Raw genomic sequence first — 19,771 nt, 5'->3', positions numbered from 1 at the left:
TTCCACCATAGGCGGCTCAGGTGCCGAGCACCTGCCGCGTCCACGCGCTCGCGAAGAGCCGGTCGGGGTCGAGCTCGTCGCGGACGGCGAGGAACGCCGCGAAGCCCGGGAAGCGCTCGGCCAGCTGCGGCGCGCGCAGCGAGTGCGCCTTGCCCCAGTGCGGGCGGCCGTCATGCGCGAGCAGGATCGGCTCGACGAGGTCGAACAGCGGGCGCGGATCCTCGCGCCACCAGCGATGCGCCGCGATGTAGCCGGTGTCGCGGCCGTGCGCGGTCGACAGCAGCGCGTCGTCGGCACCGATCGAGCGCACCTCGAACGGGAACGTCGGCACCAGGTCGACGCGGCGCAGCGCCCGGTCGATCTCGCGCAGCGCCTCGGGCACCGCCTCGATCGGCAGGCCGTACTCGAGCTCGCGGAACCGCACGCGCCGGTCGGCCGAGAAGACCTGATGGCTCGGCTCGACGAAGCGGCCGCGCGGCATCAGCCGGGCCGAGAGGTCGTTGAGCGCCGGAGCCGCGCGCGGCACGAGGGCGCCGATCGCGAGCAGCGCCCGGTGCCCGTGGTCGGTGAGCAGCCGCTCGTCGACGAAGCGCCCGAGCGCGGAGCGCGGCGCGAGCGGCCCCTCGACGCGGCTGTTCGACTTCGTCGACGCCAGGCGGGTCGCCGCGAACCAGTAGAACTCGAAGTGGTCGGTGCGCCGGTTGAGGCCGACCCAGTCGTCGAGCACGGCATCGAGCCGCACGGTCGTCTCGATCGCCTCGAGCGCGAACGCGGGCACCGCCTGCACGGTGACGTCGACGAGCACGCCGAGCACCCCGAGGCCGAGCCGCACAGCAGGCAGCAGCTCCGGCCGCTCGGTCTCGCTCACGCGGAGCGTCTCGCCCTGCGCGGTCACGAGCGTCGCGGCGACGACCGACGCGCCGATCGAGCGGTGCCGCAGGCCCGTGCCGTGGGTGCCGGTCGAGATCGCGCCGGCGATCGACTGGTGGTCGATGTCGCCCAGGTTGTCGAAGGCGAGGCCGTGCCGCGCGAGCGCGAGCGATGCCTCGCGCACCGAGGTGCCCGCCAGCAGCGTCGCACGGCCTGTGGCGAGGTCGACCGAGCGCAGCCCCGAGAGCCCGTCGACGCTGAGGTGCGCGTCGTCCGGGCGTGCGGCGCCCGAGAACGAGTGGCCGCTGCCGACCGGTCGCACCGTGCCGCCCCGGGAGCGCACGCGCGCCAGCGCATCGCGGACGCCCTCGACGGTCACCGGGGCAGCCACCTCCGAAGGCTCGGCCCTCAGCGACCTCGCCCAGTTCGTCCACGTCACAGCAGCTTCCTCCCCTCCCCACGATAGGTGGGGATGGCGCCCAGCACCTGGGTGCCGGTCACGACGTGCAGCTCATCGGTGCGCTCGCACAGCTCGCCCGACTTCGCGTGCCGCATCCAGACGCGGTCGCCGAGGCGCAGCCGATCGGCGATCGGCCCCAGCACGGGCGTCTGCACCTCTCCGGCGCCCTCGGTCGGATCGATGCGGAGGCCCTCCGGCCAGGCGATGACCGGCGCCTTGTCGGCCCCGGCCAGGCCCGAGGCGTTCCATCCGCCACCGAGCAGCGTCACGCATCCGGAACCGGGGCGGCGCACGACGGGCAGCGCGAACGCCAGCGCCGGCGCGGGTTGGAAGCCTCGGTAGCCGTCGAACAGGTGCGCGCCGAACAGGCCGCTGCCCGCGCCGATCTCGGTCACCGAGGCGTCGGCCGCGGTCGACTCGATCGAGCCCGTGCCGCCGCCGTTGACGAACTCGAGCGGGGCGAGCTCGTGCAGGGCGGCGACCGTCGCGGCGCGGCGGTCGCGCAGCTCGTCGATCGACAGGCGCTGCATGCGGCGCAGCACGAACGCGGGCACGCCGCCGCGCGCCACGGTGTTCTGCACGCCGGCGACCTGGGCCTCGTAGGCCATCAGCCCCACGAGCCGGAAGCCCGGCCGGTCGACGACCGCGCGGGCGAGCTCGCGCACCTGCGCGGGGCTCCGCAGCGGCGAGCGGCGCACGCCGGCGCGCAGCGGCCCGAGCTCGAGCGCCGCGTCGAGCTCGATCGCCACGCGGATCTCGGCATGCCCGGGGGCGGCGGCGTCGATGAGGTCGAGGTGCTCGGCGCTGTCGACCATCACGGTGACCCGCTCGAGCGAGCGCGGGTCGGCGACCAGCGCGCGCAGTGCTCCGCGGTCGGCCGTCGGGTAGCCGACGAGCACGTCGTCGATCGTCTCGGCCAGCCAGAGCCCCTCCGGCAGCGTCGCGGCGAGCACGCCGTGCCAGCCGGGCGTCGCCAGCATCGCCTCGATGACCGGGCGGCTGCGCACCGACTTCGTCGCCAGGCGCAGGCTCGTGCCGGCGGCGCGGGCGACCATGTCGCCGGCGTTGGCGGCGAGCGCGTCGAGCGACAGCGCCGCGAACGGCCCGTCGAGCGCGGCGGTCGCGGCATCCATGCGCAGCCAGTGGCCCTCGAGCGTCCAGGGCTGCGCGTCGGCCAGTCGCAGCCCGCTCATCGCTCGCCCTCGAGCGCGCCGACGACCACCGGCACGACCGCCTCGATCCAGCGGTGGGATGCGTCGGTGTCGCGGGTGCGCAGCCAGGCGTAGGTCAGGGCGTCGGTGACGTGCAGGACGAGCGTCGCGACCTCGCGCAGCGTCGCGGCGGGTGCCAGCCCGAAGTGGGCGACCACCTGCTCGAGGATGCCGACGACCGCCTCCAGGTAGCGCTCCTGCACCTGGCCGGGCAGGTGCGCCAGCGACGGCGTGCGGCTGCAGAAGGCCATGATCTCCATCACCGCCAGCTCGTACTCGGGGTGCTGGACGAAGCGCTCGAACCACGCCTCGAGCGCCAGCCGCACCGCCTGCTCGAGCGTGGCGCCGTCGGGCAGCACCAGCGCCTGCTCGCCCTCCGCGGGCATCGCGACGTAGGCGTAGGCGTCGCCGATCATCTCGTCGCGCGAGGCGAACACGTAGTGGAAGGTCGCGAGCGGCACGCCTGCTTCGGCGACGATCGCGCGCACGGTGGCCCCGTGCATCCCCTCGCGTGCGATGACGCGCAGGCCCGCCTCCACGAGATCCTGGCGGCGCACGCTCGCCGGCTTCCTCGCCATCCGCGCTCCCCTCGCAAGCCTCTTGGACGGTTGTCCGCGAAGAGCATACGACAGCGCCGCGCCCCCGATGGGGAGCGCGGCGCTGAAGGGGTGCTGGTGAGGCCTAGGCGTCGACCTTGTCCTCGGCCCTGGGCGCTGCCGGCTCCTCGACCTTCGGCTTCGGGCGCGACGCGAAGGTCTCGAACGCGACGCGCGGGCGCTCGCGGTCGGAGATCTCGGCGATGTCGCGGCCCAGGAAGAAGCCGCCGATCCAGTCGCCGAACACGCGCAGCTTGCGCTCCCACATCGGCATCGCGAGCCCGTGGTAGCCGCGGTGCGCGAGCCAGGCGAGCGGGCCCTTGATGGCGAGCTTGCCCTTCTGGAACACGCCGTTCCAGAGGCCCAGGCCCGCGACGGCGCCCTCGTTGTCGTGGATGTACTCGCGCGGGGCCTCGTCGCGCAGCACGGCGACGATGTTCTTCGCGAGCAGCTTGGCCTGGCGCACGGCGTGCTGCGCGTTCGGCACGCAGAACCCGCCCGGGCCGGGCGTCTTCGACTTGTCGGGCACGGCCGAGACGTCGCCAGCCGTCCAGGCGTCGGGCACGACCACGCCGTCGGCGGCGACCTGCAGGGTGGCGAGCGCCGTGATGCGACCGCGCTCGTCGAGCGGCATGTCGGTCTGGCGCACGACCGGGTTCGCCATGACTCCGGCGGTCCAGATGATCAGGTCGGCGCCGAAGCGGTCGCCGCTGGAGAGCTCGATGACGCCGTCGAGGGCGCTCTGCAGCTGCGTGTTGAGGTGCACGTCGACGCCGCGCTTGCCGAGATCCTCGATGACCCACTCGCCGGTGCTCTCCGACACCTCGGGCATGATGCGGCCCATGGCCTCGACGAGGTGGAACTTGACCTCGTCGAACGAGATCTCGCGGAAGCGCGAGAGCAGGTGGGTGGCGAGGTCGCGGAGCTCGGCGATGGTCTCGATGCCGGCGAAGCCGCCGCCGACGACCACGACGGTCAGCAGGCGGTCGCGCTCGGGACCCTCGGGCAGCGCCGCGGCCTTGGCGAAGTTCGAGATCAGGCGGTCGCGCACCGCGACGGCCTCCTCGATCGTCTTCATGCCGATGGCCTGGTCGGCGACGCCGGGGATCGGGAAGGTGCGCGAGACCGAGCCCGCGGTCATGACGATGACGTCGTAGGCGATGGTCGACGCCTCGCCGCCCTCGGGCTGGATGGTGGCGACCTTGGCTGCGTGGTCGACGTTCGTGACCTTCGCCTGGATCACCTTGGTGCGGCTCAGGTGGCGGCGCAGCGGCACGATGGCGTGGCGCGGCTCGATCGAGCCCGCGGCGACCTCCGGCAGGAACGGCAGGTAGGTCATGTACGGCAGGGGATCGACGATCGTGATCTCTGCCTCGGAGGCGTTGAGCAAGCGCTCGAGCCCCCGTGCGGTGTACAGGCCGGCGTAGCCGCCTCCGACGATCAGGATCTTGTTCACAGACGCGCTTCTTCCCAGCTATCAGATGAGGATGTGCATCCAGTCTAACGCGGCCATGGATGCCGTCATTCCGGTGCGCCGCCCCGTGCATCGGGCGCGCAGGCGCATGCTTCGGGCGACCAGTCGGCGAGCTCGAGCGTCAGATCGCCGATCGGGTTGACGCGCGCGCCCGCCGCGAGCGAGTGCGCCAGCACCGCGTGCAGGCACTTCACGCGGGTGGGCATGCCGCCGGCGCTGATGCCCGCGATCTCGTCGACGTGGCCGTGGGGCTCGCGGTCGGCGAGGTACGCCGCATGGGCCGCGGCATACGCATCCGCCATCTCGGGCTCGGCCAGCCGCTCCTGCAGCGCGGCCATGGTGCCATCGGCCTCGAGCCGCGACGCCGCGGCCGTGGCCGCGGGGTGCGTGAGGTAGTAGAAGGTCGGGAACGGCGTGCCGTCGGGGAGGCGAGGGCTCGTGACCACCACGGTGGGCGCCCCGCAGACACAGCGCGCGCCCACGCCCAGCACCCCGCGCATGGTGCGGCCGAGCTGCAGCGCCATGATCTCGAGATCGCGGGCGCTGGCCGGCTCGATGGTGCGGTCGGTCATCGGTGGTCCTCCAGGACGACTGCGGCGGTCACTCGGGCTCGGGCAGGTCAGCGGGCACGCCGAAGGACGCGGGTCCGGCGTCGGTGAGGCCGGCGACGAGCAGCGATGCGGCTGCCGCCGCCGCCCAGTCGCTCTGCGGCTCCTCGAGCGTGTCGGAGGGCACGTCGGCCGATGCGGTCTCGAGCGTGGAGCGGTCGTCGAGCAGCACGAAGCTCGTCTCCCCCGGGTAGACGTAGAACAGCCGGTCGCGCGCCTCGGCCTCGATGTAGGCAGGGTCGTCCCAGCGGGCCCGCTCGTCCTCGAGCGCTTCGACGTTCGCCTGCTGCGCGGCCACCTGCGCCTCGAGCGCGGCGATGTCGCGGCGCTGCTCGAGCAGCAGCCCCACCGAGGGCGCGAGCACGACGAAGCCCGCCACCACCAGCCCGACCGCGACGAGCAGCAGCCACGACACGCGCAGCTGGCCGGAGGCGGAACGGGGAGGGGGCACCCGCCGAGGATATCGGCGAGTGCCCCCTGAGCGCGGTCGAACCGCGGTGCGCGGCTGGGTCAGCCCTCGAAGCGCGGGTAGGCGCCGGCGCCGGCGTACTCGGCGGCCTCGCCCAGGTCCTCCTCGATGCGCAGCAGCTGGTTGTACTTCGCGACGCGCTCGCTGCGGGCGGGGGCGCCGGTCTTGATCTGACCCGCGTTCACCGCGACCGCGATGTCGGCGATCGTGGTGTCCTCGGTCTCGCCCGAGCGGTGCGAGAGCACCGAGCCGTAGCCGGCCTGGGTCGCGATGCGGATGGCGTCGAGCGTCTCGGAGAGCGTGCCGATCTGGTTGACCTTCACCAGCAGCGCGTTCGCGGCGCCGCGCTCGATGCCGTCCATGAGGCGCTCGGGGTTGGTGACGAACAGGTCGTCGCCGACCAGCTGCACGCGGTCGTCGAGGCGCTCGGTGAGCGACACCCAGCCGTCCCAGTCGTCCTCGGCCAGCGGGTCCTCGATCGTGACCAGCGGGTAGGCGTCGACGAGCTCGGCGAAGTAGTCGGTCAGCTCGGCGCTCGAGCGGTCGCGGCCCTCGAAGCGGTAGGCGCCGTCCTTGTAGAACTCGGTCGCCGCGACGTCCATGCCGAGCGCGATGTCGGTGCCGGGCGTGAAGCCCGCCTTCTCGATCGCCTGCACGAGCAGGTCGAGCGCGGTGCGGTTGCTGGGCAGGTCGGGCGCGAAGCCGCCCTCGTCGCCGAGGCCGGTCGAGAGCCCCTGCTCCTTCAGGATCGCCTTCAGCGTGTGGTAGGTCTCGGCGCCCCAGCGCAGGCCCTCGCGGAACGTCTCGGCGCCGATCGGCAGGATCATGAACTCCTGCACGTCGACAGCCGTGTCGGCGTGCGCGCCGCCGTTGATGACGTTCATCATCGGCACCGGCAGCAGGAAGGCGTTCGGCCCGCCGAGGTAGCGGAACAGCGGCAGGTTCGCCGAGTCGGCGGCGGCCTTGGCGACCGCGAGCGAGACGCCCAGGATGGCGTTGGCGCCGAGGTTCTTCTTGTTGTCGCTGCCGTCGAGCTCGACGAGCGTCGCGTCGACGATGCGCTGGTCGTCGGCCGAGAGGCCCTCGACCGCCTCGGCGATCTCCTCGTTGACGGCGTCGACGGCCTGCTCGACGCCCTTGCCGAGGTAGCGCGCGGAGTCGCCGTCGCGCAGCTCGAAGGCCTCGAAGGCGCCGGTGGATGCGCCGCTGGGCACGGCCGCGCGGCCGACCGAGCCGTCGGAGAGCAGCACCTCGACCTCGACGGTCGGGTTGCCGCGGGAGTCGAGGATCTCGCGCGCCTGCAGGGTGTCGATGAGTGCCACGGGTGCTCCTTGGTTCGGGTGGGAAGGGATCGCAGTGGATGGCCGTGTCGAGCCTAGCCGCCACCCCTCGCCGGGCACAGCCGCGTCACCGGGCGCTCGCTCAGCCGATCGGCTTGACCTCGAGCAGCGCCGCCGCATCGCCCGGGCGCACGAACGCGAAGTGGGTGGCACCGGATGCGGCCAGCTGCTCGAGCAGCACCGTCACGTTCTTGGTGCGGCGCTGGATCCGCACCGTCTGGCCGGCCGCCACCAGGTCGCGCTTGATGGCGAGCACCGCCGCCGGCTCGACGGCCTTGTCGACGAGCAGCGCGACCACCTCGCGGGCGCCGCTGTCGGGCAGCTCGACGAGCTCGACGAGCCGCTCGAAGCCCAGCGAGATGCCCACGGCAGGCATCTCCTGGCCGAGGAACCGGCCGATCATGCCGTCGTAGCGGCCCCCGCCGCCGATCGAGAACGGCAGGTCGGGGTGCGCGATCTCGAAGATCGGCCCGGTGTAGTAGCCCATGCCGCGCACGAGCGTCGGGTCGAACTCGAGGCGGATGCCGACGCTCGCGTCGAGCAGGACGCGCACGTCGTCGAGCACGGTCGCGTCGAAGCCGTCGAGCTGCTCGCCGTCGCGGATCGCGTCGAGGGTCGACATCAGTTGCTCGCCGTCGACGCCGCGCTCGGCGAGCTCCGCGATCACGCCGTCGCGGCCGATCTTGTCGAGCTTGTCGACGGTGATCAGCGCCGACTCGCGCGCCTCGGCCGGCACACCGGCGTGCGCGAGCGCGGCCGCCAGGATGCGTCGGTCGTTGACGCGGATGAACGCGTCGGGCACGCCCAGGCGCGTCAGCGCATCCCCCGTCGCCGCCAGCAGCTCGAGCTCGGCCGCGATGCCGGGCTCGCCCGCGATGTCGATGTCGCACTGCATGAACTGGCGGTAGCGGCCGCGCTGCGGCCGCTCGGCGCGCCACACCGGCGCGATCTGGATCGCGCGGAACACCGGCGGCAGCGACGCGCGGTGGGTGGCGATGAAGCGCGCGAGCGGCACGGTCAGGTCGAACCTCAGGCCCAGGTCGGCGAGCGCCAGCGGGCTCTCGGCCGCGCGCAGGTCGTCGACGCTCAGCGCCCGCCGCATCACCGCGAACGCGAGCTTCTCGTTGTCGCCGCCGAGCCCGGCGTGCAGCCGCTCGGCGTCCTCGACGACGGGCGTCTCGATCTCCTCGAAGCCGTGGTCCTCGTAGGCATCCCGGATGATGCGGAGCACGCGCTCCCGCGCTCGCTTGTCGACGGGCAGGAAGTCGCGCATGCCGCGCGGCGGGTGCACCTGGGTAGCCATGGCGACCATTCTCCCGCACGCCGCGGGTGCGCCCTGCCGGGTCGACGCATCCGGAACCCGCACAGCGGTGCCATCATGGCGTCGTGCGACGACGCCCCTGGCCCCTCACCGATCGAGCCGAGCCCGTCGTGGCGTGGCGCATCGTGATCCTGCTCATGGCGGTCTTCGCCGAGGGCTGGAACATCAAGAACATGCTGCAGTCGGGCGAGCCGCCGACCGAGCACTTCGCCTACTTCACGGTGCAGGCGAACATCGCCGTCATCGTGCTGATGGTGTGGATGCTGCTGGTGCGGGAGGAGCATCGGCCCCGGTGGTTCGACCACCTCCGCGGCGCGATCACCGCCTACATCGTGCTCGCGGGCGTCGTCTACGCGGTGCTGCTGGCGGAGCCCGACGAGGTGTGGGCGTGGTCGGTCGAGTTCACCAATGCCGCGCAGCACCGCTTCATCCCGTGGATGGTGGGGCTCGACTGGCTGCTGGTCGCGACCGCCCGGCCGATCCGCGTCTCGCGGGCGGGGTGGTGGATGGCGTACCCGGTGGCCTTCCTCGTCTTCGCGTGGCTGCGCGGCGGGCTGATCGACAGCTGGTTCCCGTACCCGTTCCTGGACCCGGCCGAGCACGGCGGCTGGGCGGGCCTCGTGTGGCCCACCGGCCAGGTGCTGCTCGCCTTCGTGGTCGGCATCTTCCTGGTGGCCGCGGTGGGCCGGCTGCGCTGGCGGCCACCGACCGGGGACGGCCCGGTGCAGGCAGACGGCTCGGTGCAGGCCTCGGGCGACGGGGCGGCTCAGCCGTCGGTCGCGCCGCGGGCTGCGGACGCGGCGGGCGCGTCGGACGCTGCAGGCATGTCGGGCTCCTCGAACCCCTCGGGCACCCAGGCCGCCGGCCTGGCCTCGAGCCCGTCGAGCACCAGCTCGAGGCCGTAGGCGAACTCCTCGCCGTCGTCACACCCGTAAAGGAGCCGCCCGTGCGCGCAGCGATCGTCCCCAGGTATGGCCCGCCCAGCGTGGCGCGCCTCGTCGATCTGCCGACCCCGGAGCCACGAGCCGGCCAGGTGCTCGTGCGGGTGGCCGCGGCCGCGGTGAACTCCGGCGATGCGCGCATGCGCTCGGGCAGCTTCCCCCGAGGCTTCGGCGTCGTCGCGCGCCTCGCGATCGGCATGCGCGGCCCGCGCCGACGCGTGCTGGGCACCGCGCTCTCGGGAACCGTCGAGGCGATCGGCGAGGGGGTTGCCGAGCTGGCCGTCGGCGACGAGGTCGCCGGCATGCCGAACCGGCTGGGCGGCCACGCCGAGCTCGCCTCGGTGCGCGCCAAGGATTTCGTGCGGAAGCCCGCCGGCGTCTCGCACGACGCGGCCGCCGCCGTGCTCTTCGGCGGCACGACCGCCATGCACTTCCTGCTCGACGTCGCCGGCCTGCGCGCGGGCCAGACCGTCCTGGTGATCGGCGCCTCGGGCGCGGTCGGCACGAGCGCGGTGCAGGTGGCACGGCTCGCGGGCGCGCGCGTCACCGGGGTGGCGAGCACCGGCAACGCCGAGCTGGTGCGCAGGCTGGGGGCCGAGCGCGTGATCGACTACGCCCGCTCCCCCGTCGAGCGGCTCGACGAGCGCTTCGACGTGGTGGTCGACACCGTGGGCGGCACGACCGCCAGCCGCACGCGACTGCTCGCCGAGGGCGGCACGCTGCTGCAGGTGCTCGCCACGCTGGGCCAGACGGTCACGGCCCGCGGCCGGGTCAAGGCCGGTGTCGCCTCAGTGCGGCCGGAGCACATGCGACAGCTGCTCGCGCAGGTCGCGAGCGGCGAGCTCGACCCGGTTGTGCAGGCGCTGCCGCTCGCCGAGATCGCCCGCGCCCACGAGATCGTCGACTCGGGCCGCAAGGTGGGCAACCTGGTCGTCAACCCCTGACGACAGCTCGGGGCCTCCAGCACACCTGGCGCTCAGCACAACGCAAGCCCGCGGGGGCCGACCAGCGGCTGCCCAGCGCCGCCGCTCCCGAATCGCAGGCGGATCGCCGCGCGAGCTTGCGTTGTGCGGAAGCCATCGCGGGGCGCGGAGGCGCGGAGGCGCGGGGGCGCCGGGCCGCGGACGCGGCGCGGCTCAGGTGCCGGCCGCGTCGCGCTCCTGCGCCCGCAGCTCGTGCTCGAGCGCGCGCGTCGCGCCCCGCAGCGCTCGCTCGGCGTCGAGGCCGCGATCGCTCGCGCTCCGCACGATGTCGAGCAGCGCCCGACCGAGGTCGCGCTCGGTCTCGGCGTCCTGCGCGACGGCGGCCGACGCATCCGCCTCGGGCAGCCGCAGGCCGGCGCGCTCAGCGCGACGCACCACCTTCTCGGCGCGGGCGAGCGCCGGCAGGCTCGCCGGCACGCCGTCGAGCGCGCTCTCGCGCTCGGGCTTCTCGGCGCGCTTCAGCGCATCCCAGTTCGCGACCACCTCGTCGACGCCGTCGACCGCCACGTCGCCGAAGACGTGCGGATGCCGTCGGCGCAGCTTCTCGGCCAGGCCGCGCGCGACGTCGTCGATGTCGAAGCGGCCGTCGGCGCGGGCGATGTCGGCGTGGAAGACGACCTGCAGCAGCACGTCGCCGAGCTCCTCGCGCAGGTGGTCGTCGCCCGAGCCCGCCTCGATCGCCTCGGCGAGCTCGTGCGCCTCCTCGATGGCGTAGGGCACGAGCGACGCGTGCGTCTGCTCGGCGTCCCAGGGGCAGCCGCCGGGCGCCCGGAGCCGCGCCATCACCGCGACCAGGTCGTCGAAGGCGCTCACGCGTCGCCCTCGACGGCCGGCTTGGGCGGCGGGAAGATCGCCGTCAGCAGTCCGTCGACCCAGGCGATGAGCTCGGTGTCGGGCAGTGGCTCGGCAGCCGTGCCGGCGAGCCTGCCGCCGCCGGCGGTCGGGATCGGCACGACGATCGTCTTCGCCTGCACGTTGACCTTGGCCTCCGGGTACATGCGGCGCAGGCGCAGCTGCACCGAGTCGGCGAGCTCCGCCGGGCCGACGCGCAGGTTCGGGCCGACCGTGATGACCTCCGACAGCTTCGCGCGCTGCGCCTTGCGCCGCAGGCGGGCGACGGCGACCAGCGCGTCGACCTGCGCCGGCGGCTCGCCGTAGCGGTCGCGCAGCTCGTCGAGCACGTGGTCGATGGCGCCGTCGTCGCGGCTCGAGGCGGCGGCCGAGAGCTTCTGGTAGGCCTCGAGGCGCAGCCGCTCGGCGTCGACGTAGTCCTCCGGGATCACCGCGTCGACGGGCAGCTCGAGCCGCAGCTCGCGCGGCCCCTCGTCCTCCTCGCCGCGGAACAGCGCCACCGCCTCCCCCACCATGCGCAGGTAGAGGTCGAAGCCGACGCCGGCGATGTGGCCCGACTGCTCGCCGCCGAGCAGGTTGCCGGCGCCGCGGATCTCGAGGTCCTTCAGCGCCACCTGCATGCCGGCGCCCAGCTCGTTGTGCACAGCGATGGTCTCGAGCCGGTCGTGCGCGGTCTCGGAGAGCGGCTTGTCGGCGTCGTAGAGGAAGTACGCGTAGGCGCGCTCACGGCCACGGCCCACCCGGCCGCGCAGCTGGTGCAGCTGACTGAGGCCGTAGCGCTCCGCGTGGTCGAGGATGAGGGTGTTGGCGTTGGGGATGTCGAGGCCGGTCTCGACGATGGTGGTCGAGACGAGCACGTCGTACTGCTTCTCCCAGAAGTCGACGATCACCCGCTCGAGCTGCGCCTCGGCCATCTTGCCGTGGGCGACGCCGATGCGGGCCTCGGGCACGAGCTCGGCCAGCCGCGCCGCGACGCGGTTGATCGACGAGACCCGGTTGTGCACGAAGAACACCTGGCCCTCGCGCAGCAGCTCGCGGCGGATCGCGGCGGCGACCTGCTGCTCGTTGTAGGCGCCGACGAAGGTGAGCACCGGGTGCCGGGCCTCGGGCGGGGTGGCGAGCGTCGACATCTCGCGGATGCCGGTGACCGCCATCTCGAGGGTGCGGGGGATGGGGGTGGCCGACATCGAGAGCACGTCGACGTTGGCCTTCATAGCCTTGAGCTTCTCCTTGTGCTCGACGCCGAAGCGCTGCTCCTCGTCGATGATCACCAGGCCCAGCTCCTTGAACTGCACGCTCTCCGAGAGGATGCGGTGGGTGCCGATGACGACGTCGACGGTGCCGTCGGCGATGCCCGCCATCGTCTCGCGCACCTCCTTGTCGGACTGGAAGCGGCTGAGCGCGCGCACCTGCACGGGGAAGCCGGCGAAGCGGGCCGCGAAGGTCTCGAAGTGCTGGCGCACGAGCAGCGTCGTCGGCACCAGCACCGCCACCTGCGTGCCGTCCTGCACGGCCTTGAAGGCGGCGCGCACCGCGACCTCGGTCTTGCCGTAGCCGACGTCGCCGGAGAGCAGCCGGTCCATCGGCACCGAGCGCTCCATGTCGCGCTTGACCTCGTCGATGGTGGTCAGCTGGTCGGGCGTCTCGGCGTACGGGAACGCGTCCTCGAGCTCACGCTGCCAGGGGGTGTCGGGCCCGAACGACCGGCCCTTGGAGGCCATGCGCTTCGAGTAGAGCTGCACGAGCTCGACCGCGATGTCGCGGACGGCCTTGCGCGCCTTCGCCTTCGACTGCTGCCAGTCGCTGCCGCCCATCTTCGACAGCTGCGGCGCCTCGCCGCCGACATAGCGGTTGAGCTGGTCGAGCTGGTCGGTGGGCACCGAGAGCCGGTCGCCGGGGTGACCGCGCTTCGATGCGGCGTACTCGATCACGAGGTACTCGCGTTTGGTCTTCACGGGGTTGCGGCCACCGGTCGAGACGGTGCGCTGCGTGAGCTCGACGAAGCGGCCGACGCCGTGCGTCTCGTGCACGACGTAGTCGCCGGGCTTCAGCTGCAGCGGGTCGACGACCGAGCGGCGGCGGGCGGCGAGCTTGTGCGGCTGACGTGCGTCGACGCCGACGGCGCGGCCGAAGAACTCTGCCTCGCTCACGAGCTCGATGCGCTCGTCGGGCAGCGAGAAGCCGTGCTCGACCGACGCCTGGGTGACGTGCACGATCCCGGGCTCGAGCTCTGCGGGCAGCGCCTCGACGGTGCGCGCGGCCACCTCGCGCTCCCCCAGCACCTGAGCGGCGCGCTCGACGAGCCCGTGGCCGGCCGCGGTGACGACGATGCGCCAGCCCTCGCGGGCGCGCTCGCGCAGGTGGTCGACCGCGCCGTCTGCCCTGCCCGCGAAGCTCGGCACCGGCAGCGCGTCGATGCCCGTCACCGAGTCGTCGGCCTGCAGGGTCGAGAACGTCCACCAGGGCGCGCTGACCGCGTCGCGCAGCTCGTCGAGGCTGAGGAAGCCGCTGCGCAGGTCGACCGGCGCCTGGCCCCCCGCGGTCGCGGCGCTCCACGCGGCCTCGAGGAACTCCTGGTTCGTGTCGTTGAGGCTGGCGACGCGGTCGCGGATGCGCTCGGGACCGAGCACCACGACGCCCGCGCCGGGCAGGTAGTGGGTGACGGGCACGAGGCGCGGCAGCAGCGCCGGCGCGAGCGACTCCATGCCCTCGACCGGGATGCCCTCGGCGATCTTCTCCAGCATCTGCTGGATGCCGGGGAACTCGGGAGCGAGCTCGCGCGCCCGCTGGCGCACCGCATCCGTCAGCAGCATCTCGCGGCTCGGCGGCAGCACGATCCGCTCGATCGGCGTGGCGTCGGAGCGCTGGTCGGCGACGTGGAACCAGCGCATCTGCTCGACCTCGTCGCCGAACAGCTCGATGCGCACCGGGTGGTCGGCGGCGGGGCTGAAGACGTCGACGATGCCGCCGCGCACGGCGAACTCACCGCGCCGCGTGACCATGTCGACGCGCAGGTACGCGAGGTCGACGAGGCTGCGTGACAGCGCCGCGAGGTCGACGCCGCGGGATCCGGCGACCAGCTCGACCGGCTGCACGTCGAGCAGGTTGTCGGCGACCGGCTGCAGCGCGGCGCGCACCGACGCGATGACGACGGTCGGCACGCCGGGCGTGCGCTCGGCCACGGCGCGGAGCGTGGCGCCCCGCTGACCCACGGTCTCGGCGGACGGGCTCAGCCGCTCGTGCGGCAGCGTCTCCCAGGCGGGCAGCTCGAGCACCTGCGCCTCGGGCAGCCAGGCGAGCAGGTCGTCGCGCACGGCATCGGCCTCGCGGCGCGTGGCGGTGATGACCAGCAGCGGGCGGTCGTGGCCGCCGGCGATCGTGGCCACCACCGGCGCGCGCATCGCCTCGATGCCGCTGAGCGCCCCGCCACGGGAGGCGGCGACCACCGGCTCGAGCGCGCCGCGCTCCAGGAGGTCGAGGAGAGGCTTGAGGCTCACTGGGGCAGCGGGCTCACTGGGCCATGATGACGGCGCCGGCGCCGTCGAGGACCTGCAGCGTGAAGGTGCCCTCAGGCAGCACCGGCGGCATCACACCCACGAACACGGGGGGCGCGTCTGCGGGCAGATCCTCGCCGCGGGTGAGCTCGAACTCCTGGCCGAACCAGCCCATCACCGCACGCTCGGCGCCGGCGGGGGCGATGACGAGCACGCCCTTGGAGGCCTCGGGGCCCTCGATGCACAGCAGCGGTCCCGCGCCCAGGCACGAGGCCAGGAAGCGGCCGTCGGGATCCTCGAGGATCAGGTCGGTGAGCCCTGACTCCTCGCTCCGATCCCACCACAGCGTCGAGCCGTCGGCGCTGTTGGCCGCGAGCGAGTAGCCGTTCGGTCCCTGCGGGGGCTCGGGAGTCTCGGCGTCGCCGCTGGCGCAGCCGGCGAGCACGAGTCCCGCCGTGATGACGACTGCGACGCGCAGTGCGGTTCGACGCAAGAGGGCTCTCCTTCTCGATGGGCACTCCATGCTAGCGGCGTGCCGTCGGCGATCAGGACGGCGAGTGGATGCGCTGCTGGGCGGTGAGGAAGCCCTCGGCGATGATGCGCTCGACCGCGTCGGCGCCCAGCTGCACGAGCAGGTCGGCCTCCTCCTGCTCGGCCTTCGCGAAGGGCTTGAGCACGTAGTCGGCGGGATCCTGACGGCCGGGCGGGCGTCCGATGCCGAGGCGCACGCGCAGCACGTCGGGCCCCCGCGCGGCGATGATGTCGCGCATGCCATTGTGGCCGCCGTGCCCGCCGCCCTGCTTGAGGCGCACCTCGCCCAGCGGCAGGTCGAGCTCGTCGTGCAGCACGATGACGTGCTCGAGCTCGACGCCGTAGTAGTCCATGAGCTTCGCGACCGGGCCGCCGGAGCGGTTCATGAAGGTGGTCGGGAACGCGGTGACCACCTTGGGGCCGCCGATCACCCGCGACTCGGCGACGAGCGCCTCGGCCTTGCCGTGCCGCTTGGCAGTCGCGCCGCCGCGGCGCTCGAGCTCGGCGAGCGCCATCTGCCCGATGTTGTGGCGCGTGCGCGCGTAGTCGGGCCCGGGATTCCCGAGCCCGACCACGAGCCACGTCTGCGTCATGGAGACGCGATCGCCTGGAACTACTCCGCCGACTCGCCCTCAGCGGGGGCGGCGGGGGCAGCTGCCTCGTCCTCGCCGTCGCTCGGGGCCGCGGGCACCATGATGCCGACGATGAGCGTCTCGGGGTCGGTGAGCAGCGTCGAGCCCTTGGGCAGCTCGATGTCGCCGGCGAGCACGTGCGCGCCCTCCTCGAGGCCCTCGATCGAGAGCGTGATGGAGTCGGGGATGTGCAGCGCCTCGACCTCGATCGACAGCGAGGTCAGCTCGAGGTTGGTGATCGTGCCGGGAGCCGACTCGCCCTCGACGTGGACGGGCACGTCGACGACGACCTTCTCGCCGCGCTTGACGATCACGAGGTCGAGGTGCTCGATGGCCTGGACGCCCTGGAGCACCGGGTTGCGCTGCACGTCCTTGACGAGCGCGAGCTGCGACTTGCCGTCGACCTGCAGGTCGAAGATGGCGTTGGAGTGGCGCACGCGCAGGAACACCTCGTGGGCGTTCAGCGTGAGGTGCTGGGGCTCGGTGCCGTGGCCGTAGAGGACCGCGGGAACGCTGCCGATCGCGCGGATCTTGCGTGCCGCGCCCTTGCCGAAGGCCGTGCGGACCTCAGCGGCCAGCTTGTTGTCTTCGTTGCTCATGGGAATTGCTCCTTCGGGCCGCAGCCCATCGTTGTCGTCGACTCGAACGCCCGGAGCGTGAGGACTCTGCCTGCTGCCGCGACCGCGTCGATCACGGGTGCCGGAGCACCCCTCGCCGAAGTTCAACCTCCGATGGTACAGCACGCTGGAGCGAGGAGAGAGGGCCCTTTCGGGCCCTCCCCGCGACGCCAGTGCCCGAGCCCGTCCCGGGCCCCGATCCCGTGGCAGGCGATCAGCCGAACATGCCGGCGATCAGGTAGATGACGAACGAGATCGCGAAGCCGATGATGGCCATCAGGCCCTGCGCGACCGTCCAGGTCTTCAGCGTCGTCTTGACGTCGAGGCCGAAGAACTTGCTGACCAGCCAGAAGCCCGAGTCGTTGACGTGGCTGAAGCCGACCGAGCCGGCCGCCGTGGCGAGCACGATCGCAGCGACCTCGACCGGGTTGAAGCCGCCGTCGACCACCACGCCCGCCATCAGCGATGCGGCCGTGGTGAGCGCGACCGTGGCCGAGCCCTGCGCGATGCGCACGATGAGCGAGATGAGGAACGCCGCGACGATGACCGGCATGCCGATCGAGTTCAACGAGTCGGCGATCGCGTTGCCGATGCCGGTGACGCGCAGCACGCCGCCGAACATGCCGCCGGCGCCGGTGACGAGCACGACCGAGCAGATCGGGCCGAGCGCGCTGTCGGCGACCTTCTCGATCAGCGTGCCCGACTTGCCCATGCCCCAGCCGAGCAGCCACATCGACACGATGACGGTGATCAGCAGCGCGATCGGGGTCTCGCCGAGCGCGCGCAGCAGCGCCACGACGGGCAGTGCCTTGAACGCATCCGCGTCGTCGGTGGTCGAGGCGTACATGTTGAGGCCGGTGTTCATGAGGATGAGCACGAGCGGCAGCACCAGCAGCGTGATGATCTTGCCGAAGGAGGGGTTCGACTCCATCTCCTTGTGGTCCTCGGCAGAGCCGTCGAGGATCGTCGGCACGGGGATGTTGTAGCGACGACCGACCCAGCCGCCGAAGAGCACGCCCACCAGGTACCAGACGGGCAGCGCCACGACGAGGCCGAGGATGAGCACGAGGCCCACGTCGGCGCCCAGGATGGCGGATGCGGAGACCGGGCCCGGGTGCGGCGGCACGAAGATGTGCATGGCGCTGAACGCGAGGGCCGAGGGGAACGCGACGCTCAGCAGCGAGCCCCCGAGTCGACGCGCGACGGCGTAGATGATCGGCATCATGACGACCAGGCCGGCGTCGAAGAAGATCGGGAAGCCCATCAGCAGGCTCGCGACGCCGACGGCCATGCCGGCCCGCTGCTCGCCGAAGCGCCCGATCAGCTTGTCGGTCAGCACCCGCGCGCCGCCCGAGGTCTCGATCATGCGGCCGAGCATCGCGCCGAGCGCGACCAGCAGCATCACGCTGCCGAGCGTCGGGTTGAAGCCGAAGGAGATGGCGGGGATCAGCTGGTCGAACGGGATGCCGGCCGCGACCGCGGTCAGCAGGCTCGTGATCATCAGCGCCAGGAAGGCGTGGATCTTGAAGGTCATGATCAGCACCAGGAGCAGCGCGATGGCGCCGGCCGCGAGCAGCAGCAGCCCTCCCGTGCCGAGATCCCAGTTGAGGACCAGATCGTCCATCGTGCGTCTCCTCTGTGAGTGGTGGTGCGAGAGCAATGGGGGGGTGATGCGGTGCAGTGGGATCCGACTGCGGCGGAGGGATCTGCCGGCCGAGCGCCGGCGGCGGCTCAGGCGCCGGGCAGCTCGATGGTGCCGGTGAGCGTCGTCGCCGGCCCGGGCAGCACGTCGCGGCCGGCCGCGCGGGCGATCAGGATGCGCGAGACCTCGTCGACGATGGCCTCGGGCGACTGGTCGATCGAGATGGCGATGCCCTGCTCCCACTCGGCGAGGGGCTCGAGCGTCTCCATCTGGCTGTCGAGCAGCGTGGAGGGCATGAACTCGTGGTCGCGGTGCGCGAGCCGGTTCGCGAGCACCCCCCTGTCGCCCACCAGGTGCAGGAACACGAGCTGCTGGTCGCTCGAGCGCAGCAGCTCGCGGTACCAGCGCTTGAGCGCCGAGCAGGCGACGATCGTGATGCGGCCCTCGGCGCGGCCGGCGGCGATCGTGTCGCCGATGACCTTCAGCCACGGCACGCGATCCTCGTCGGTGAGCGGATGCCCCGCGCCCATCTTGTCCTTGTTGGCCTTCGGGTGCAGGTCGTCGCCATCGATGAAGTCGATGTTGAGCCGGTCGGCGAGCGCCTTGCCGATGGTCGACTTGCCGGAGCCCTGCACGCCCATGATGATCATCGACGGGTAGCGCGTCTCGCTCATGCCTTCACTCCTTCGTGTGCGTCGGCCGCGAACGTCAGCAGCACCTTCGAGGATACGGATGCGTCGCGCGCGAGCACGAGCGCCTCGCGGGCCTGATCGATCGGCAGCTCGTGGCTGATCACCGCCTCCGCGTCGAGCGAGCCGTCGGCCAGCGCCGCCAGCACCTCGTCGATCTCGTCGTTGAAGCGGAACGAGCCGACCAGGGTCAGCTCGCGCGCGATGGCGCTCGCCATCGGCACGGCGACGTCGCCCGCGCGCTGCAGCCCCAGCATCACGACCGTGCCGCCGCGGCGGGCACCGCTGATGGCGGCGGCGAGCCCCGGCACGGTGCCCGACGACTCGATGACCACGTCGGCGTGCACGGCCGCGATGGCCTGCGCATCCGTCGCATCGAGGGCGCGTGCCCCCAGTCGCGTCGCGAGCGATCGCGGGTGCTCGTGCAGGTCGGTCGCGACGATCTCGGCGGCGCCGTGGTGCTTGGCGACCGCGATCGCGAGCGCCCCGATCGGGCCGGTGCCGATCACGAGCACCCTGCGGCCGGCGACGTCGCCCGCCTGGCCGACGCCGTGCCAGGCGACGGCCGCGGGCTCGGCGAGCACCGCGAGGCGCAGCGAGAGCCCGTCGGGGATCGCCCGCAGCATGCGGGCCGGCAGCGCCACGCGCCGGGCGAAGGCGCCGTCGGTGTGCGGCAGCCGCGCGGCCGACCCGAGGTAGGTGCCTGCGGGGCTGAGGTTCGGCCGGTCGGCGGGGAACGGCGCCGAGCCGTCGTCGATGGGCGTCGCGGGGTGCACGGCGACGCGGGCGCCGACAGCCGGCCCCGAGCCGTCGGCCGCGGCGGCCAGCACGGTGCCGACGATCTCGTGCCCGAGCACCATCGGCTCTCGCAGGATCGACTGGCCGGCCGCGCCGTGCAGCCAGTAGTGCAGGTCGGAGCCGCAGATGCCGCCGTAGGCGATCTCGACCACCGCCTCCGAGGGCTCCGGAGCGGGCTCGGGCAGCGGCTCGACGCGCACGTCCTCCTTCGCGTGGGCGACCAGCGCCAGGTTCTCGATCATG

Annotated in this window: 18 protein-coding genes; 2 read left to right on the top strand and 16 right to left on the bottom strand. The window is 72.8% G+C overall.

Annotated features, from left to right (window positions below):
• Positions 1 to 16: 16 nt before the first annotated feature.
• The 8 genes from Q9250_RS01015 to hisS all read right to left on the bottom strand — a co-directional run bounded on the left by Q9250_RS01015 (position 17) and on the right by hisS (position 8,331).
• Positions 17 to 1,309, bottom strand: coding sequence for a D-arabinono-1,4-lactone oxidase (locus tag Q9250_RS01015; RefSeq protein WP_306232717.1), 1,293 nt, complete (start codon positions 1,307 to 1,309; stop codon positions 17 to 19).
• Entirely contained in the window at positions 1,306 to 2,523 is a 1,218-nt protein-coding gene (locus Q9250_RS01010) for an alanine racemase (RefSeq protein WP_306232716.1), read from the bottom strand. Before Q9250_RS01010 ends, Q9250_RS01015 begins: the two co-directional genes overlap by 4 nt.
• Positions 2,520 to 3,119 carry a TetR/AcrR family transcriptional regulator gene (locus tag Q9250_RS01005; RefSeq protein ID WP_306232715.1) on the bottom strand — a complete coding sequence of 200 codons (600 nt, stop codon included), beginning with the start codon at positions 3,117 to 3,119 and terminating at the stop codon, positions 2,520 to 2,522. The genes Q9250_RS01010 and Q9250_RS01005 overlap by 4 nt, the downstream gene beginning before the upstream one ends.
• Positions 3,120 to 3,222: 103 nt before the next feature.
• Positions 3,223 to 4,593 (bottom strand): NAD(P)/FAD-dependent oxidoreductase, encoded by a 1,371-nt coding sequence (locus tag Q9250_RS01000; protein ID WP_306232714.1) that lies wholly within the window; start codon positions 4,591 to 4,593, stop codon positions 3,223 to 3,225.
• Positions 4,594 to 4,658: 65 nt separating this feature from the next.
• Positions 4,659 to 5,183: a DUF501 domain-containing protein gene (locus Q9250_RS00995; protein ID WP_306232713.1), complete on the bottom strand. Its 525-nt coding sequence runs from the start codon at positions 5,181 to 5,183 to the stop codon at positions 4,659 to 4,661.
• 28 nt (positions 5,184 to 5,211) lie between these two features.
• Complete coding sequence (locus Q9250_RS00990; protein WP_306232712.1) at positions 5,212 to 5,670, bottom strand: FtsB family cell division protein; 459 nt, start codon at positions 5,668 to 5,670, stop codon at positions 5,212 to 5,214.
• A 59-nt stretch (positions 5,671 to 5,729) separates the two neighbouring features.
• Positions 5,730 to 7,010, bottom strand: a complete 1,281-nt coding sequence (gene eno / locus Q9250_RS00985; protein WP_306232711.1) for a phosphopyruvate hydratase — start codon at positions 7,008 to 7,010, stop codon at positions 5,730 to 5,732.
• Between the two features lie 100 nt (positions 7,011 to 7,110).
• The gene (hisS, locus tag Q9250_RS00980; RefSeq protein WP_306232710.1) at positions 7,111 to 8,331 is read right to left on the bottom strand and encodes a histidine--tRNA ligase; all 1,221 of its coding nucleotides are present in this window, start codon (positions 8,329 to 8,331) and stop codon (positions 7,111 to 7,113) included.
• Positions 8,332 to 8,414: 83 nt separating this feature from the next.
• Here hisS and Q9250_RS00975 point away from each other — a divergent pair, with 83 nt between their 5' ends.
• Positions 8,415 to 9,254: a Pr6Pr family membrane protein gene (locus Q9250_RS00975; protein WP_306232709.1), complete on the top strand. Its 840-nt coding sequence runs from the start codon at positions 8,415 to 8,417 to the stop codon at positions 9,252 to 9,254.
• 41 nt (positions 9,255 to 9,295) lie between these two features.
• Complete coding sequence (locus tag Q9250_RS00970; RefSeq protein ID WP_306232708.1) at positions 9,296 to 10,234, top strand: NAD(P)-dependent alcohol dehydrogenase; 939 nt, start codon at positions 9,296 to 9,298, stop codon at positions 10,232 to 10,234.
• A gap of 192 nt (positions 10,235 to 10,426) precedes the next feature.
• Here Q9250_RS00970 and mazG read toward each other — a convergent pair whose 3' ends face one another.
• From mazG to Q9250_RS00930, 8 genes are all read right to left on the bottom strand, one after another.
• Positions 10,427 to 11,086: a nucleoside triphosphate pyrophosphohydrolase gene (gene mazG / locus Q9250_RS00965; RefSeq protein WP_306232707.1), complete on the bottom strand. Its 660-nt coding sequence runs from the start codon at positions 11,084 to 11,086 to the stop codon at positions 10,427 to 10,429.
• The gene (gene mfd / locus Q9250_RS00960; RefSeq protein WP_422665055.1) at positions 11,083 to 14,622 is read right to left on the bottom strand and encodes a transcription-repair coupling factor; all 3,540 of its coding nucleotides are present in this window, start codon (positions 14,620 to 14,622) and stop codon (positions 11,083 to 11,085) included. Before mfd ends, mazG begins: the two co-directional genes overlap by 4 nt.
• 13 nt (positions 14,623 to 14,635) lie before the next feature.
• A complete protein-coding gene (locus tag Q9250_RS00955; RefSeq protein ID WP_306232706.1) occupies positions 14,636 to 15,112 on the bottom strand; it encodes a hypothetical protein in 477 nt (158 codons plus the stop codon).
• A gap of 52 nt (positions 15,113 to 15,164) precedes the next feature.
• Complete coding sequence (pth, locus tag Q9250_RS00950) at positions 15,165 to 15,743, bottom strand: aminoacyl-tRNA hydrolase (protein ID WP_306232705.1); 579 nt, start codon at positions 15,741 to 15,743, stop codon at positions 15,165 to 15,167.
• Positions 15,744 to 15,763: 20 nt separating this feature from the next.
• Positions 15,764 to 16,381, bottom strand: a complete 618-nt coding sequence (locus Q9250_RS00945) for a 50S ribosomal protein L25/general stress protein Ctc (RefSeq protein ID WP_306232704.1) — start codon at positions 16,379 to 16,381, stop codon at positions 15,764 to 15,766.
• 232 nt (positions 16,382 to 16,613) lie between these two features.
• Positions 16,614 to 18,023, bottom strand: coding sequence for a GntP family permease (locus tag Q9250_RS00940; RefSeq protein WP_306232703.1), 1,410 nt, complete (start codon positions 18,021 to 18,023; stop codon positions 16,614 to 16,616).
• 107 nt (positions 18,024 to 18,130) lie between these two features.
• A complete protein-coding gene (locus Q9250_RS00935) occupies positions 18,131 to 18,715 on the bottom strand; it encodes a gluconokinase (protein WP_306232702.1) in 585 nt (194 codons plus the stop codon).
• Positions 18,712 to 19,770 (bottom strand): L-idonate 5-dehydrogenase, encoded by a 1,059-nt coding sequence (locus Q9250_RS00930; protein WP_306232701.1) that lies wholly within the window; start codon positions 19,768 to 19,770, stop codon positions 18,712 to 18,714. The genes Q9250_RS00935 and Q9250_RS00930 overlap by 4 nt, the downstream gene beginning before the upstream one ends.
• Position 19,771 lies beyond the last annotated feature (1 nt).

It is taken from the genome of Agrococcus beijingensis (assembly GCF_030758955.1).
Classification (GTDB): Bacteria; Actinomycetota; Actinomycetes; order Actinomycetales; family Microbacteriaceae; genus Agrococcus; species Agrococcus beijingensis.
Note: the sequence above shows the minus strand (reverse complement) of the source record. Positions and strands in the feature narration are given on the sequence as shown.